Genomic DNA, 17,965 nt, shown 5'->3' on the forward strand with positions numbered 1-17,965 from the left:
TTATTGTCTATTCACTTATCGGTTGATTGACTAAGTTCTGTTAAAATCTGTTGATATTGTTTGTCTATATCAGTAATTACCGAACAAATATGTGAATCGAATGCTTTAAGTTTAGGTTTTTGAGCTTTCCATTCATTTTTTGAGATATCTTTGATGGCACCGAAGTTTTTAAAGAAGTTAAATTCTAAAATACTTCCCCCCACAACATTATAAAAAATACGTTCGCCGATATCTTGTCCATCTTTTTTTAATTTATTAAAGTTTTGGTAATAAAATTTTGTTGTTCCATTTTCAGTAATAATTGAACGATGTAGCAATTTAACTAATCGTTTATATAATTTATTTAATTCGCCATGTAGTTCTCGGTCATCACTTAATTTTCTTGTTATTGCTAGATCGAAAGCAACTTTTACTTCCAATAATAAATCTAATGATTGTTGTTCTAGTTGTGGTAATTGTGATCTTAGACTTTTTTGAAATTCATTGAGATTTTTACGTAATTGAGGGCTAGCTGATATTGTTTTCTTATTAAGTATTACTTTGCCATCATTCTTGATCGATAAATCATTCGACTTATTTACGATTTGGATGTTGTCTTTATTTATCACTATATCGTAATTGGGTTTTACAGCACACTCTTTTTGTGCCGCAAACACTGTTATTGATAAGGTTAATGAAAAAATAACTATTAATTTTTTTAGCATTTTGACATCCATTTAATGGTTGAAATTTAAATTATAGCGAGTAATATCAAATTAGCATCAATTTAAAGAATTAAAAAACCCCGTTCCTCAACTTTTTTAATAAAAAAAGCTATAAAATAATCAATTAATCATTTAAATGATTAAAACGTATACCTTACACGCTATGCGGATGTAATATCAATAGATATAATCTATTATATCAACTAGATTTATCTACTTTTTTTTATTCAAAACTAAAGTATAGTAATTTTATTCAATTTAACTCATAGAGGTGAAATATGTACGCTGTTATTTTTGGACGTCAAGGATGTCCATATTGTGTGCGAGCTAAAGAGCTTGCCGAGAAGTTATCTCAAGAACGTGATGATTTTTCATATCGATATGTAGATATAAATGCAGAAGGTATTACCAAGGAAGATCTTTCTAAAAGTGTTGGTAAACCGGTTGAAACCGTACCACAAATTTTTATTGATGAAAAACCAATTGGTGGCTGTACTGATTTTGAAGCATATGCCAAAGCTAATTTGGGATTATTTCAAGACTAAATACTTTTTCACATCAAATACAGATAAACCATTTCGGTGGTTTATCTTAACGCCCCGGCAATTTTTGCCATGTAACTTCATTACGCAAATAAGTTGGCTCGACATCTTCAACTTTAACCACTTCATTTCTTAACCATTTTTGATGAGCGATAACCACCAAATCTTGTGCTTCTGGTAAGAATACTTCACTAGGCTTAGTTCCTGTTAACATTTCAGGATAAGTTTGCCAACCCGTACCTGCTGAGTAATAATCATTGTGACTTTTTTGAATTTTATTTATTACATTTTCAGGTTTGACGACACATTCTGGAATGATCGTTTGCCAATTTTGGTTTTGATACTCATATTGTCCTAAATAGACTTCGCCCATTCTAGCATCTATCGCAGGTATGACTTTCTTTGCCTCTGTTTTCCTATAAGCGCCTTGCGCTAGGGTCATCAAAGTTGAGACACCTATCATCGGTTTATCAATTCCTAATGCTAATCCTTGAGCTACACCAATACCTATTCTTACTCCAGTAAAGCTACCAGGACCTTGAGCAAAAGCAATAGCATCAAGTTGTGAAAGCGTGCAACCTGATTGACTTAAAATTTTATCAACCATTGGTAAGATCTTTTTAGTATGATCACGTGCCGAAATCATAAAATCATGAGTGATTTCATTTTGAAAAAATAGAGCTACGGAACAAGCTTCTGTCGAAGTATCAATGGCTAAAATAGTACTCATTTGGTTTCCAGATTATCTGATTGGTTGTTAGATAATAAAAAATTGATTACCTTGTTAACATCTCGGGTTCTTGGCGATGGTGGTAAACTATTTATAAACGTTGCCCCATAAGGTCGCATAACTAATCTATTATCGCAAATAATAATTGCTCCTCGATCATTATGATGACGGATTAATCGCCCAACACCTTGTTTTAAGGTAATAACGGCTTCAGGTAATTGCACTTCATTAAAGGCATCGCCACCTTGCATTTGGCAATCTTCCATTCTCGCTTTCATTAAGGGATCATCTGGTGAGGTAAACGGTAATTTATCTATAATAACACAAGATAAAGTATCTCCCCTAACATCAATCCCTTCCCAAAAACTGCTCGTTGCGATTAATAGTGCATTACCACTTTCAATAAACTGTTCAAGAAGTTTTGATTTGCTTGTTTCACCTTGAACTAAAACCGGTAACTCGGTATGTAAGCGAAAATGTTCAGCTAATGCATTCATCATTGCATAAGATGTACAAAGGAAAAAACAACGCCCTTTGTTTGCCTCAATAACCGGTAATAAAATATTGACAAGTTTTTCAGCATTGCCTCTTTCATTTGGTGATGGTATATAACGTGGTACACACAAAATAGTCTGATTGATATAATCAAATGGGCTTTCTAAAATTAATGATTCTGCATTAGTTAAACCTAAACGTTTGGTAAAGTAATCTAATTGATTATCAACTGATAATGTTGCTGATGTGAAAATCCAGGCACCTTTACGCTGGATTAATAATTCCTCAAATTTTTCCGTTACCGACAATGGAGTTAATGCAAAGAGGAAAGAGCTGTATGAACTTTCATACCAATAACTGAAACCTGGTACATGAGTTTCGGACAATTTTTTTAATAATTGCTGGTATTGGTTAACTCGATCATAACAATTATCTAAAGTTGTGGATCGCCCTATCGCTAATAACAGAACTTCTTTGCAAAAATCAAGCGCATCAAATAAATAAGATAATTCTTGTTTAATATTGGTTTGATTAAATAGATAACGAAGATTTCCTTTATTATTTTGCTGGCTTATCAACAATCTTAAATCTTGGGTACATTTTTGTAGTTTATCAGCACACTGCTGGAGTTGTGACATGTCTTTGACTTCTGTTCGATAAGCCAAATTTATCTCTTTAGCTAAGTCGAACAGTTGTCGACTTGTTAACTGCTCACCAAAATAGTGACACGCAAGATCAGGAAGTTGATGCGCTTCATCAAATATCATCACATCAGCTTTAGGAATTAGTTCACCAAATCCGGTATCTTTCACAACAACATCAGCTAAAAATAGATGATGATTAACAACAACAATATCAGCGTTCATGGCTCTTTTACGAGCTTTAACCACATAACAATCGTTGTAATGTTCACAATCACTACCCAAACAATTATCATTTGTGCTAGTTAAAATTGGCCAAATTGGATTATCTTCGGTAACAGTTGTACATTTACTAATGTCACCATCTTTTGTTTTGATTGACCAATTTTTAACCCGAACCAGATCAGTTCGTAAATTCTTCTCTAAATCTACGGCAGCAGCATATTGATGATACATGCGCTCTAAACAGAGATAATTAGCTCGACCTTTAAGAAGTGAAATTTTACCAGTATAGTTTAAAGCTTTTTTGATAATGGGTAAGTCTTTACTATATAACTGTTCTTGTAAATTCTTGGAGCCTGTTGAGATTATTGCTTTTTTCTCACTGCGTAATGCAGGAACTAAATATGCAAAGGTTTTACCCGTTCCAGTACCCGCTTCGACCACCAATGACTTTTGAGCATTTATTGCTTCAGTGACCTTATTTGCCATATGTCTTTGTGGTTCTCTAGCAACAAAACCATCTATAGCTGTCGCAAGCAAACCATTTTCTGCAAAATCATTAATCACTTAAAATGCACCTAATTAGAAGATAAGCCCAATTTTTTATTCATACTTGAAAAATTATTTAGGAATAATTTGATATGAAGAAAATAGTATTTTCATAAAAAAGAGATGAATTTATTATATTGGAATTGAACAACCAGTAACTTAAATAATCGATATACTATAACAATTATTTACAAGCAGCACTAGATAATATTATAAACTTAAGAAAAATCGCTTCATCACCCCCTCCCTTAATGTTGTGACAATAAAAAGGTTTATTAAGGGAGGATGTTGTTAAAATGATTAAAAATGCTATGGCCCAAAAAGCATAAACTTTATTGGTTATTTAACCATTTCATGTATTCGGTAGTACCTTCAGTCACCGATTTGAATTGAATCGGACAACCTGAATTTCTAAATTTTGTTAAATCAGCTTGCGTAAAACGTTGGTAACGTCCTTCTAAATGTTCAGGGAAAGGTATATACTCAATTTCACCTTTTTTATGATAGTGAAGTACCGCATCGGCAACTGTTTGGAATGATTCTGCTTTGCCGGTTCCACAGTTATAAATGCCTGATACTTTATTTTCCCAAAACCATAAATTGACATCAACCACATCTTCCACATAAATAAAATCACGTTTGAAAGTATCACTTCCGGCGAATAATTTAAGTTTTTCGCCTTTGTGAAGCTGTTCATTAAGATGATATGCAACGCTTGCCATACTACCTTTGTGTGTTTCACGAGGCCCATAAACATTAAAATAGCGAAAACCACATACTTGTGATTTAGCCGTTGGTAATACTTGTCTTACGTATTGATCAAATAAAAATTTAGAATACCCATATACATTCAACGGTTTTTCATAAGCTCTATCTTCGATAAAGTTGTCGCTACGACCACCATAAGTTGCAGCAGAAGAAGCATATAAAAATGGTATATCAAGTTCTAAACAGTAGTGTAGTAGATCTTTAGAATATTGATAATTGTTTTCCATCATAAATTTGCCATCCCACTCAGTCGTTGAGGAACATGCACCTTGATGAAAAATGACATCAATATTTAAATTTTCATTGGATAAAATGGCGACAATAAAATCATCTTTATCCATATAGTCAGCAATATCGAGATCAACAAGATTAGAAAATTTTGTCCCATCCTTTAAGTCATCAACAACAAGGATATCTTTACATCCTTTTTTATTTAGACCTCTTACAATATTACTACCAATAAATCCTGCTCCACCGGTCACAACAATCATAATAATTACCTTTTTAATTAATGAATAAAGATATTATATTGTATAATATCGTTATTTTCGAGTGTTCTTATTCAATCAGATTTAAATATTCTTTATTTGTTTTTCATAATTTAAAAAACATTTTATCTTATTAATGGTTATGTTTTACTGATACAAATTTTGGTACAATAAAAAAAGTAAGACAAAACAATTAGACCTAGCCGATGCTTAAAAAAATTATCAATACAATTAGCAAATTAAACAGAAAACGAAATTATTTATTCAAAAATGTAAAACTTTTTATTTTGTCCTTTAAGCTGAAAAGGTCTCAATTAGATTTATCAAAAATAGATAAAGTCACCATTCAAGCATGTAAAAATGGACTTGGCGATGCTGTTATCATATCAGGACTGCCTAATATTCTCGCCACTCACGGTTTTGAAGTGACAGTGCTGACAAAAAAATCCAATGCTTTTTTATTTGAATCTAATCCTTATGTCAGTCAAGTTATTTGTCTTGACAGACCATTAACCAAATCACAGATTCGTGTTTTAAAATCTTTAGAATGCGATCTATTTATTGATCCAAACAATAGAACCAGTTATTCCAATTGGATTTTTAAGATCATTAAGAAAATAAAACCTAAACATACTATTGGCTTTAACTATCCCAATTGTTACCGTGTATATGACTCAATCATCACCTATACGGATTTTAGTGCACATTTTAGTCAAAGATTTAGATATATTTTAAATAGAATTAATATACAAACAAGCGAAAATGATTACAAATATGATCTTCATTATTCCAATGAATATGATTTACAAGTTGAAGAGCTTTTATCTAATTATCTATCTAAAAAAATCTGTATTTTTAATCCTTATGCATCCTCAGATCGCCGAAGTTTTTCAAGCAAACAGGCACAAGATATCATAGATCTTATGTCGAGTTACCCCAATATAGTAACCATTGTCGTTGGTTTGCCAGATAAAATCAGTAAATTACATCCATCACCAAATATAGTAATTAATCCACTCAATCATTTTTTTCATGCTGCGTCGTTAATTAAACATTGTGATTTTGTTATTTCAGTTGATACCTCTATTGTACATCTTGCCAATGCTTATAATAAACCTTTAATTAGTGTTTATAGTTCTGAGATTGATACTTTTGATCCCCGATATAAAAATAACGATGTGTATAAACCTAATTATGAAAATGCAATACAGATCATTGCACCCGAAAACTCAGCCCAAAATTTAGATATAATGAACTTAAAGCACTATATAGATCAGCTGACAATAAATCTTTAAATCAGATTTCACTTAAAAAATATTATTGTCATGAAGTTTATATAGCGTAAGCTTACTCATTTATAATGAATTAAAAACATCGTTATAAGCCTGTTTTTCGAAAATATCCGTATCAAGAGCACTATCTAAAGACATATTTTTAACCTCTACTTTTAACGCTTTCATGACAGAACTTGCGTGCTCAAAAGCAGGGAGAATATTTTTTTCAAAATCAGATGCTAATTGTGAATAGGTGATATTGTCTGGTGTTTCATAAAATCGAGGTAAATGGAAATTATTTAAATCAACACCAGCTAAATAAAGTTGGTTAAAACCTAAGTAAACGGCTATTTGAAGCGCCCAATAAACAACAGTTTTAGCCGGAAATACGCCATTGACAATATTTGTCTCAAAGGCTAACGGCTCATGTTCCCGATGATCATTATGATAGAAGTAAATACTTTTATTTCGGGTAGGATCTTTTTCAATTTCAGTCAATGTTTGGATCGGTTGATAAGTCAGTTTGAACGCATCTTCAATTAACGCTACTTTACAACAGATGGATTGGTTACCGAAAAGGTTTATGATTTTCACTAAACCATCCACTTGCAAAAATAAGAGAAGATCTGGGTTAGCAATAATTTGTTCTACAATCTCAGGTCGTTGAGAAAAAAAGTGAATATCCGTGATAACATAAAAATTAAAGTTTATCTTGTCCTTTAGACAATATGAGCCATTTACCCCTAAAGTCAAAACCGATGGAGAGTGTTTAAACGTTATTTGATTAATGGATGGTCCAGAAGCAACCATGACTAATTGACCAGTAAAGGCATGTTTTAATGATTTAAGATCGATGATAGGAATAGTGATCCCTTTATAAGCAAAATCGACTATTTGGCCACAGTCCCCACGACAGATTTTGACATGAGGCCAACGTTTACGGTTATGTTTATAACGCTTAGAATGCGTTAGTCGATAGATTACTTTAAACAATTCATCACTTAATTTCATTTTGATTAACTTTATTTTTGTTTTTAAGTTTAATATACATCAATGCATATTTTAAGGCTTTTAATGCATGTCCACTTTTAAAGAATTTTTTTGCATAGACTCGACAATCAGTGGGTCTCATTTTATCTTGATAGTTGTCTAAATCACTATCTCGCCAAGGTGTAAAATGTTTATAAAAAAGATACCAATTCTGGGCAGCACCCACATGCTCATGGTACCAAGGTTTTCTCGCTCCCGTAAAATGAATAAAGTAAGGTAAATTTTTTTCAGTTTCAAAAAACTTATCTTTATTTTTTTCGTTAATCCATGTGAATAAGTAGTTCCAACTAGGATCAACGATTAACACATCATTTTGTAATACCATGTTAAGCGCATCTTGATCAGGATAACGCAACTGACCTTTATGCGATAATAAAAGCGTATTTACTTTATCTTCGGTGTTAAAATCATTCCAATTTTTTACATTAATGTATAAAAAACCTGAATTAAAATAATGTGTAGTCGACAAGTTTAATCGTTGAATATTTTTAGAAATGTTTTCATTATTTAATGAATCAATACCGGCCGCACACACGACATTATCGATGTCTATATTATTTATTGCAGATATATCTTTGAAACAAAGGATGTCAGCATCTAAATAGATTAATTTATCCACTTTTCCATTTAATAACCGCGGGACAAGTAGTCGAATAAACATGGAACGATTAAGATGCTTTATCGCATGTTCGTTATCATATTTGTCCAAACATGCTTTAGGTATAGGATAGACGATAATATCTGAGCTTAAACGACTCAATTGATCAATATCGTCTTGTTCGACATCATAAAGAAAAACATGAAATTTTAACGCATTGTTCAAATTGTTAAAATAGATTGATTGAATAGCTATCGCTACATATTTTAAGTAATTTTTATCTGAGCAAAAAGCGATGTTAATCGTATTATGTTTATTCATCTAAATTATTTCCATGATGCACCATTTACTACAAATAATATTTTTAAATTAAATATCTTGCAATTATTCTTTTTACCCTCAAAAATCCAATAGTAGCGACTTTTCCGGTTTGACTAATACAGCTTTTGATTATAGTTTGCGTTCACTTAATTTATTGGAATTGTTTACCTGTATATAAATTAAAGTATATTCCTTTTTTCTCTAATAAAGCTGCGTGATTACCTTGCTCGATAATATGTCCATCATCAATGACTAGAATCTCATCGGCATTTTCAATCGTTGAGAGTCGATGTGCAATCACTAAAGATGTTCGGCCTTTTTGTAATTCATCCAATGCTTTTTGGATGGCACGTTCAGATTCCGTGTCTAATGCAGAAGTCGCTTCATCTAAGATTAAAATCGGGTTGTCACGCAATAATGCTCTTGCAATAGCAATACGCTGGCGTTGGCCGCCGGATAATAATACACCACTTTCTCCGACTTTGGTGTCAAAACCATTTTCAAAATTCATGATAAAATCATAAGCGAAAGCCTTTTTAGCTGCTGCTTCTATTTCAGCTTGGGAATACTGATCAAGTCGACCATACGCAATATTATTGGCAATGGTATCATTAAACAGAAAAACATTTTGCGAGACTAATCCAATTTGATTCCTTAAACAAAACAGGGTTAAGTCTTGAATGTTATGTCCGTCAATCAATATTTCGCCTTCAGAAATATCATAAAAACGTGTCAGTAAATTTGTGATCGTTGTTTTCCCTGAACCCGAACGCCCAACAAAAGCCACAGTTTTTCCTGCCGAAACAGTAAAGCTAATATCTTGGATCGCAAGTTGTTGTCGGGTTTCATAACCAAAACTGACATGTTTAAATTCGATATCCCCTTTTACACGCTCAATGTTGAGCTTACCCGAGTCTTTTTCGACAGGTTGTTCCAAAATAGAAAATAGTGTTTGACATGCCGCCATACCTTTTTGAAAACTCGCATTCACACTGGTCAAACTTTTAATAGGTTGCATAAGTGCAACTAAGGAAGAAAAAACAACCGTAAACTCACCCGCTGTGATATTTAAATCCGGATTACTTGCCGTTAATAAGACAAAAGCAATTGCAAATGAGATAACTAACTGAACAATTGGGGTAGAGAGCGCTGAAATAGAGACAAGTCTCATACCGTCACGACGAAACTTATTACTTATTTTAACAAAATTGTTCGACTCTTCATCTTGAGCACCAAATACAATGATCTCACGATGGCCTTTTAACATTTGTTCAACAGACATAGTGACATTACCCATTGAATTTTGCATGTTTTTAGCTAATCGTCGGAATTTCACAGAAATAAACGTAATTAAACCAATAACAATGGGAGTAATGATGATCAGTGACAATGATAATTGCCAACTGTTATAGAACATCGTATAAAATAATCCACAAATGAATGCCGATTCACGAATAATAATAATTAAAGCATCGGATGATGACGAGGCTACCTGATCGGTATCATAAGTTATACGAGACAATAATCGACCATTCGAATTTTGATCGTAATAACTAACCGGCGCATCGACAAAATGGTTAAATAACCTTTGTCTAATCCGCATGACAATTTTTCCAGAGATAAATGCTAACGAAACCGAATAGCCGTAGTTAGCGATACCTCGTAATAAAACCAACCCAAAAATATAGAGGGGAGCCATAAGTAAAAAACTTTTATCACCATCACTAAACCCTCTATCTAAAAGGGGTTTTAATATTGCAATGAGTGATGTATCGGCAAATGCACTTAAGAAAAGTAATAATACAGAGACAAATAAAATGAGTTTATGCTCAATAATATATGGCCACAGTTTCAAAAACGTTTGCCATGTTGATGAATCTTTATCGAGATCATGCTTTTCTTGTTGATGTTTTTTAGTCATATTGTTCTTCATAAATAAATTAATGATATTACGCATTAAATTGCATTTTATGCATTTGAGAATAAATACCATTAAGCGCTAAAAGTGATTCATGATCGCCATCTTCAACGATTTTTCCCTCATCAATAACTAAAATTCGATCTGCTTTTTCAATGGTTGATAATCGATGTGCAATAATGATAGATGTACGATTTTTTTGCAGAATTTCAATGGCTTCCTGTACCAATCGTTCGGATTCATTATCTAATGCTGAAGTCGCTTCATCTAAAATTAAAATCGGGTTATTACGTAACAGAACTCTGGCAATTGCAATCCGTTGTCGCTGTCCTCCTGATAGCAATACGCCGTTATCACCAATTTCAGTATTAATACCTTGTTCCAATTTATCAATAAACTCTAAAGCATTTGCTAATTTTGCAGCATGCGTAATGGCTTCTTGAGAATGTTTTCCTTTCTCTCCATAAGCAATATTGTCGGCTATTGTTCCATTGAATAAATGCACGCGTTGCGATACATATCCAATCTGGCTTCGTAACGATTTTAACGTGTAATCTTTTATATTAATCGAATCTAACAGAATTTCGCCATTTGTTACATCATAAAAACGTGGAATTAAACTAGCTATGGTGGATTTACCTGCTCCAGACCGTCCAACTAAAGCAACCGTTTGCCCTTCTTTTATCGTAAAACTGATATCATTGAGTGAGGGTGTATTTCGAGTAGGATAAGTATAGGTAACATGTCTAAACTCTATATTACCATTAACTTTATCTTTCTCAATTTTACCTTCATCTTCCTCTAATGGTGAATTTAAGATCCCAAATAACGATTCACAAGCTACCGCACCTTTTTGTAATTCAACATGTAAACTGGTTAATTCACGAAGTGGGCGCATAACCGCTACCATAGCAGAAAATACCACGGTAAAAGATCCGGGCGTGATATCCAAACTTTCACTGGCAACCAGATACAAGATGCCCCCTAAACCTAAAGTTGCAATCAACTGGATGATTGGCGTTGACAATCTTGAAACAAATTCAATTTTTAATACGCCACGTCGCACAGTATCAGTTATTTGGCTAAAATTACGTTTTTCGTAATTTTTGGCATTAAATATTAGCACCTCTTTATGCCCGTTTAACATTTCATCGGCAGCAGTGGTGATTTCACCCATCCCTTTTTGCATCGATTTAATGGTTTCTCTAAATTTTTTGGCAATAAATTGTGCGATAAAAATGATTATAGGAACAATGATAAATAGCACTAATGCTAATTTCCAACTACCATAAAACATGACACAACAAAGTCCGATGGCATAGGTAATTTCTCGAACCAAGATAATTAACGCATCGGATGACGCTTTGGATAAGAGTTGTGTATTAAATGTGATAACTGACACAAGATCACCCACAGAACTCTTATCATGGAAGCTAACGGGGCTTTTAACAAGATGATTGAAGATTAACTGCCTAAATTTGGTGACAACTTTGCCCGACAACCACGATAGACAGTAGGTCGATGCGTAGTTTGACAATCCTCTTAACAGTATTAAACCAATGATCGATCCGGCAATGATCATCAATAACGAATAATTTTTCCCCATTAAACCATGATCCAATAACGGTTTTGTAAGAGAAATTAGCGTAGCATCAGTAGCGGCATTTAATAGCAATCCAAACACGGCCGCAATTAATGCTTTTTTGTATGGTGCAACAAAAGGCCAAAGCAGTCTAAGTGTTTTCCAAGAGGTATATTTGTCCGACATAAAGTTAATTAAAAATTATCAAAATAATAGGTATTATACTACAAATAACGATGTCTCGTTAGTTTTATAAATGCTTAAAAGAGTCTTAATTATTCCTACAATTAAACTTTGTTAAGTTAAAATAAAATAGAATCTTCTCACAAAAAAAATGCATATCTGCTCGATATGCATTTTGATCACCTAATGGTCAATTATTTTTTACATTTAGCAACTAATTGAGAGGTTGAATAACCTTCTATACGCTCAAGAATAATGGCCTCGCCACCATAACTAATTACTTTTTGAGCTTCAGGCCAATTATCAATGGTGTAGCCTTCTTTCGCAATCACATCAGGTCGAAGCTCTTCAACAATATGACATGCATTATCTTCACTAAATACGATGACATAATCAACAAATTCGAGTGAAGCAAGTAAAGTGGCTCGAGTATTTTGATCTTGAATAGGTCTATCTGCACCTTTATATTTCTTTATGGAATCGTCGGAGTTCACCCCCACAATAAGAATATCACAAACATTTTTGGCTTGTTGCAAAGAACTTAAATGCCCTAAATGTAACAAATCAAAACAGCCATTTGTAAATCCAATTTTTTTACCTTGTTTTTTTAATTCATCAATAATTGGCTTAGCATCGGATAAACTGATAATTTTATTTGTTCGAGTACACTTAATTTCACATTTTTTTGTCGTTAATTTTGCTTTTAATTCATTAAAAGAAACTGTGGCTGTGCCTAATTTTCCAACCACAATTCCTGATGCAATATTGGCTAATTGCATCGCTTCGGCAATTGGTGCTTTTGCACCTAAAGCAATACCTAATGTGGCTAAAGAGGTATCTCCCGCACCAGAAACATCGAAAACTTCTTTAGCTTCTGTTGGTATTTTGACTATGAAATTTTTATTTTCACATGAAATATGAGCCATTCCATATTCACTTAAGGTCACAATAATATTTTTAATACCATATTGTTTTAAGAAAATATCAGCACCTTGTTTCAATTCATGATCAAATTGTGGACTATCAGGATTGAGTTTAATACCTGTTGCATCAAAAAATTCTTTGATATTTGGCTTAATTAATGTCGCACCACGATACTTAGAATAATCATTACCTTTGGGATCAACAATAACCGGAATATTAAACTTATTACAAAGATTAATAATCATCTGAGTAGTTTCTTGATTAAAAATACCTTTATTGTAATCCGACAACAAAACAATATCGGTCATCTTAATTGCTTGCTTAACTAATTTAGAAAATTTAGGAAGTAATTCAGGAACAAAAGGAAGTAGCTTTTCAGCATCCGCACGAAGTAAATGATTATGATTAGCTATAAATCTTGTTTTGATAATAGTTGGATGATTTTTTAATTGATAAAGATGACTATGGCTACCAGCTTTTTTTAAAAGTGAGGTAACAAGCTTACCGTTTGAGTCTAAACCAACGAATCCTAAAAAAGTAGGTTTACAGCCAAGAGACGCTAAATTAGCCGCCACATTTCCTGCTCCACCTAACATTATCTCTTCATAATCCAATCTGAAAATGGGTACAGGTGCTTCTGGAGAAATCCGTTCTACCGTTCCATACAAAAAACGATCCAACATAATATCCCCAATGACCGTTACTTTAGTATTTCTAAATCTAGAAAGGTAAGAATAAAATTGATTCATATTAATATTTCCAGTTTATGCTATTTTAAAATTTTTTTTATTTCTTCGAAAACCGAATTTGGTTTGATACTTTTCATACAGATATGATTATTGTTCTTATTGATACAATATGATACCCATTTATTATTTATCCATTCGCATGTTAAAGGACAAGCACTGGAAGAAATATTTACATTATTCGAATAACCATAGAAATCTGCAGAAGTAGGACCAAAAATCACAACTGAAATACCCCCTTGCAAAGACTTTCTTAAATGAACCATTCCACCTTCTCCGTCAATGTGTAACATGGAATTTTTCAAAATAGTTTTTAACTGATTTAAGGTCGTTTTTCCAACTAAATTTAAATCTGTGCCTTTAATTAACTGACACCTATCCGTCGAAACACCTAATTGAACAATTTTATAATCTTTAAAGTTAATTTTTATCTGCCTGACTAATTCATTATAGTATTCAAGCGGATATAATTTTGTGGATTCACTTTCAAGATTATTTCCATCAACACCTCGATTAAGCGTAATAAACTTTGTATCTGCTAACTTCAGATCTTTTAGATATTTTTTATCATCAGATACGACTGGTAAAAATTTATAATTGTTGCGTTCAATATTCAAAAAACCATAAATATCTGGCTGTTGCAATCTATTTTGATTATTTATTATTGAATACTGAATACTTAATGAGTCAATTTTAGGCGATCCTTTTACAATTTTATCATTTATTCGATAAAATTCTTCATACAATTTAACCAATTTTTTTAATTTCAAATTTACATTTGACGGGAGTAAAGCTAAATTATTTTTAAATATTAGTGGAAAACGATCTATTCTAAAATCAATTAAATAAGCTACTCGACCTTGATTCCACTCATCTTCATGATAGATATTAAAACATGATTCACCAATTAATTCTTTGACTAATTTAGTATTCTTAACAAAAATATCAATGGCTTTGATTTCATCTTTCAAATACTCTAATAAATAACTACAATAATTAAGACCAATCAAAATATCACCGATTCCCCCTGGAATGAAAACAGATAAACGATCTAAGCGATATTCAATTTCAGGATCAAATTTTTGCTTATTTGATTTAAAGTCAAAAAGTTTACACAAATTCCACCACAACAATTTAATTGCAGCTTTTTTATACTTATTGGAATAAAGTGATTTATATTTGTTAACTTTTTGCTGTAATTTATCAAAATAGTTCATAATTGATTTCTTATTTACTCATATAGTTTCAATATTAAAATATATTTATATTAACTTAACTTTTGGGCGGGATATTATACCCTAAAATAAAGGAAAATTTTTAGAAAAAATTTCTAATAATAAAATTATTTTTATAGCAAAAAAACTGAATAAATAAGTAATTATATTTATAACTAGAGTAAACAATCGTGTTATTTAACTATGCTAATTTAGTCTTTGACTTTTCGAATAAAGCGACCATTGATAATAATTAATTTATACTTTCATCATGGTTTAAAAATGTTTTGACTTGTTCAAAAACAAAATTTGTATCTATAGATTTCATGCAGATATGGTTGTTGAGACTATTAATGCAAGTTTTTGTCCATGTTTCATTTAACCATTCGCAACTGTATGGGCAAGTTTTAGATGCAATATTAATATTGTCAGCATACCCATAAAAATCGACAGAAGTAGGACCAAAAATCACGACAGATACTCCTCCATTCAAAGCCTTTCTTAAATGTACCATACCTCCTTCACCATCAATATGTAGTACAGAATGCTTAAGCAATACTTTAAGAGCGTCTAATGATGTTTCTCCAACCAAGTTAATATCAACATTATCAATCAGTTGACATCGATCGGTAGATGCGCCTAATTGAACAATTTTATAATTTGGATAATTAATTTTAATAAGGTTCACTAAAGCATTATAATTGTGTATACTCCACAGTTTAGTAGACTCAATCACATTACCTTGATTATCAACGCCCCTGTTGATAGTGATATATTTACCTGGCTTGAGCCTTAAATTATTTAATATTCGTTTTTCGTGAAATATTTTAGGGGTATACTTAAAATTACGACTAATATTTAATAAATTAGCTATATCAGGTTGTTGTAATCTTTTATGTCCATTGATAAGCGAAAACTGATTAGTCATGCCGTCCATAAAAGGTAAGTAATCAAAAAAACGGTGATTTTTGTTGTAAAAATCTTTGTAAACGTCAATAAGTTTAAGCAATTTTTTATTTTTGGAATGCTTTGAATAAATAAGATTATTTTCTAAAATTTGTGGATATCTAAGTAATGCTATTTTCAACAGATATTTATCATTTATTGGCTCTAAAACAGGGAAAATATTAAATTCAGTCCCACCGTCTAAAGATTTCACCATACCTGCATTATTAACAAAAATATCAATGATAATGTTGTTAGAATTTAAATATTCTCTTAAATAACAAGCATAGTTAAAGCCAATTAAAATATCACCAATACCCCCTGATAAAATTAAGGCTATTTTATTTAGATTTTTCTTAGATATTTTATCTTTACTGGTTTTTAAACTAATTATTTGAACAATGTTCCACCAAATTAATTTAAGCGCAATTTTCTTATTATTGAAAATATATTTTTTTTTATATTTATTAACTTTTCTCTGTAACTCTTTAAGATAACTCATAATTAATATTACCTCTTGTATTGATTTGAATATTATGACATTTTTATTCTACAGCCAACTATTTAAAACAAGATGCCTTTATTTCATTCATAATTTTTAATCCAACATTCTTTATTTATTTACACTAATTTTAGAGGTCTCAGTTTTTTAAAGATTTTTGGATTATTAGGCAACAAAGGGATTTTACTGAATATTAATACTTAAGTTACAATACAATTGTTATATTTAATAATCGATTACAGGTCAACATTATTTTTTTATAAAAAAGTTAACTAATATTTATAATCTCAATATTGGATAGCGACGAGTTTATACATTTAGTCACTGATTTAAAAATGAAAGTAGGTAAATAATGTTTTTTAAAGCTCGTTTGTACAAACAGAAGACTAAATTATTTAACAATTTTAACCCACATTACGTAAAATTATACAATTATCGATAGCGTATATTACGCTTAAACTTAAATTAAACTAAAGGTCTGAAATTATTTAATGTTTCTTTTATCTGTTCGATAATCAATTGGATATTTAATTCACCAATACGATCGCCTTCTTTTGTAATCTTGTTTTCTTGTGTAAATAAAAGTTTAGTATTCGTTCCAATAGGAGCCCAAACTTTATTTAGATTAAAACCGGCATTATAACGATTATTATAAACAGCGATCATTGGTTTGTTATAAGTTGATGCAACATGTACAATTGATGTATCTACACTGATGACTAAATGACATAGCGAAACAAGAGCTGATGCCACAATAAAAGATGGATTTCTATTAAGATGAATATTCGGTAATTCATCAATACCACAAATTTGCTTCTGCTCTCCGACAATAATGGTAGTACAATTTTTTTGTTGTGATAAAAAAGCATTAATTTTTGTTATTTGTTCATGCGAAAAACTTTTCGCTTCAGACGATCCAAACGGATTAAAAACAATAATAAATTTATCCGATCCATTACACACTTCATCAATAAACTTTTTGGCTGTTAATAATTCATCATGATAAATATTAAGATAATATTGAACACAATTATAACTAATTTTCAGAAGATCTAGAATCATACAGCTTCGTTTAGTGATATGAGCGTTCACCTCGTTAAAGTCAATTGAAGTATCATATTGTAAGAATTTATATTGATTAAACCCTATGGTATGCGTAGGGTTAAAAGATGAGATAAGTTCAACCCTTCTAAGACTATTATCACCTTCATCATAAAGATCAATAGCAAGATCTATCTTGATATTCTTTTCGGTTTTACAAAATTTTTTTATCTTTTTTTTATTAAAAAAGTAGGCGTTGTCGACTTCAATGAAACTATTAAATAAGAAGTTTAACCGTTCATCCACAACAACATTCACTTGATAATTATTCCGTCTTAACTCATTGATAAGAAAAGAAGCAACAATTGCATCACCGATACCAAAATCGCACATGACAATTAATATTGAGTGATAATTATCCGCATCAAATACAGTATTTTTCAACTTTCGTTTATTAAGTTGATTTGTTTTGAAATTATTCTTAATTTTTTTAATTAAAAAATTTCTATATCGATTAAGTTGTTTGAA

The 17,965-nt window shown here is 31.5% G+C and carries 14 protein-coding genes; 2 read left to right on the forward strand and 12 right to left on the reverse strand.

What is annotated here, in order from left to right; genetic code table 11:
* Positions 1-11: 11 nt before the first annotated feature.
* Entirely contained in the window at positions 12-704 is a 693-nt protein-coding gene (locus tag J3U09_RS02645) for a DUF2884 family protein (RefSeq protein ID WP_267331345.1), read from the reverse strand.
* 278 nt (positions 705-982) lie between these two features.
* Here J3U09_RS02645 and J3U09_RS02650 point away from each other — a divergent pair, with 278 nt between their 5' ends.
* Positions 983-1,249: a GrxA family glutaredoxin gene (locus J3U09_RS02650; protein ID WP_065562576.1), complete on the forward strand. Its 267-nt coding sequence runs from the start codon at positions 983-985 to the stop codon at positions 1,247-1,249.
* A 46-nt stretch (positions 1,250-1,295) separates the two neighbouring features.
* Here the strand turns inward: J3U09_RS02650 and tsaB are convergent, their stop codons facing one another.
* From tsaB to rfaD, 3 genes are all read right to left on the reverse strand, one after another.
* The gene (gene tsaB / locus J3U09_RS02655) at positions 1,296-1,976 is read right to left on the reverse strand and encodes a tRNA (adenosine(37)-N6)-threonylcarbamoyltransferase complex dimerization subunit type 1 TsaB (protein ID WP_065734603.1); all 681 of its coding nucleotides are present in this window, start codon (positions 1,974-1,976) and stop codon (positions 1,296-1,298) included.
* On the reverse strand, positions 1,973-3,901 hold the full coding sequence (locus J3U09_RS02660; protein WP_267357020.1) for an ATP-dependent DNA helicase: 1,929 nt from the start codon (positions 3,899-3,901) through the stop codon (positions 1,973-1,975). Before J3U09_RS02660 ends, tsaB begins: the two co-directional genes overlap by 4 nt.
* 314 nt (positions 3,902-4,215) lie before the next feature.
* A complete protein-coding gene (gene rfaD / locus J3U09_RS02665; protein ID WP_267357021.1) occupies positions 4,216-5,142 on the reverse strand; it encodes an ADP-glyceromanno-heptose 6-epimerase in 927 nt (308 codons plus the stop codon).
* Between the two features lie 203 nt (positions 5,143-5,345).
* On the opposite strand from rfaD, the gene J3U09_RS02670 reads away from it, so the two are divergent.
* Positions 5,346-6,434 (forward strand): glycosyltransferase family 9 protein, encoded by a 1,089-nt coding sequence (locus J3U09_RS02670; protein ID WP_267352701.1) that lies wholly within the window; start codon positions 5,346-5,348, stop codon positions 6,432-6,434.
* A 60-nt stretch (positions 6,435-6,494) separates the two neighbouring features.
* On the opposite strand, the gene J3U09_RS02675 is transcribed toward J3U09_RS02670, so the two are convergent.
* The 8 genes from J3U09_RS02675 to J3U09_RS02710 all read right to left on the reverse strand — a co-directional run bounded on the left by J3U09_RS02675 (position 6,495) and on the right by J3U09_RS02710 (position 17,881).
* Positions 6,495-7,424, reverse strand: a complete 930-nt coding sequence (locus J3U09_RS02675; RefSeq protein ID WP_267337497.1) for a hypothetical protein — start codon at positions 7,422-7,424, stop codon at positions 6,495-6,497.
* Entirely contained in the window at positions 7,411-8,382 is a 972-nt protein-coding gene (locus J3U09_RS02680; protein ID WP_267357022.1) for a glycosyltransferase family 8 protein, read from the reverse strand. Before J3U09_RS02680 ends, J3U09_RS02675 begins: the two co-directional genes overlap by 14 nt.
* 151 nt (positions 8,383-8,533) lie before the next feature.
* The gene (msbA, locus tag J3U09_RS02685; protein WP_267357023.1) at positions 8,534-10,303 is read right to left on the reverse strand and encodes a lipid A ABC transporter ATP-binding protein/permease MsbA; all 1,770 of its coding nucleotides are present in this window, start codon (positions 10,301-10,303) and stop codon (positions 8,534-8,536) included.
* 28 nt (positions 10,304-10,331) lie between these two features.
* Positions 10,332-12,068 (reverse strand): lipid A export permease/ATP-binding protein MsbA, encoded by a 1,737-nt coding sequence (msbA, locus tag J3U09_RS02690; RefSeq protein WP_267357025.1) that lies wholly within the window; start codon positions 12,066-12,068, stop codon positions 10,332-10,334.
* 191 nt (positions 12,069-12,259) lie between these two features.
* Positions 12,260-13,738 carry a D-glycero-beta-D-manno-heptose-7-phosphate kinase gene (rfaE1, locus tag J3U09_RS02695; RefSeq protein WP_267357027.1) on the reverse strand — a complete coding sequence of 493 codons (1,479 nt, stop codon included), beginning with the start codon at positions 13,736-13,738 and terminating at the stop codon, positions 12,260-12,262.
* Between the two features lie 20 nt (positions 13,739-13,758).
* Positions 13,759-14,952 carry a glycosyltransferase family 9 protein gene (locus tag J3U09_RS02700; RefSeq protein WP_267357029.1) on the reverse strand — a complete coding sequence of 398 codons (1,194 nt, stop codon included), beginning with the start codon at positions 14,950-14,952 and terminating at the stop codon, positions 13,759-13,761.
* A 250-nt stretch (positions 14,953-15,202) separates the two neighbouring features.
* Positions 15,203-16,396: a glycosyltransferase family 9 protein gene (locus J3U09_RS02705; protein WP_267357031.1), complete on the reverse strand. Its 1,194-nt coding sequence runs from the start codon at positions 16,394-16,396 to the stop codon at positions 15,203-15,205.
* A 465-nt stretch (positions 16,397-16,861) separates the two neighbouring features.
* A complete protein-coding gene (locus tag J3U09_RS02710; protein WP_267357033.1) occupies positions 16,862-17,881 on the reverse strand; it encodes a glycosyltransferase family 9 protein in 1,020 nt (339 codons plus the stop codon).
* Positions 17,882-17,965 lie beyond the last annotated feature (84 nt).

The organism is Gilliamella sp. B2889, assembly GCF_026536885.1.
Taxonomy (GTDB): domain Bacteria; phylum Pseudomonadota; class Gammaproteobacteria; order Enterobacterales; family Orbaceae; genus Gilliamella; species Gilliamella apicola_E.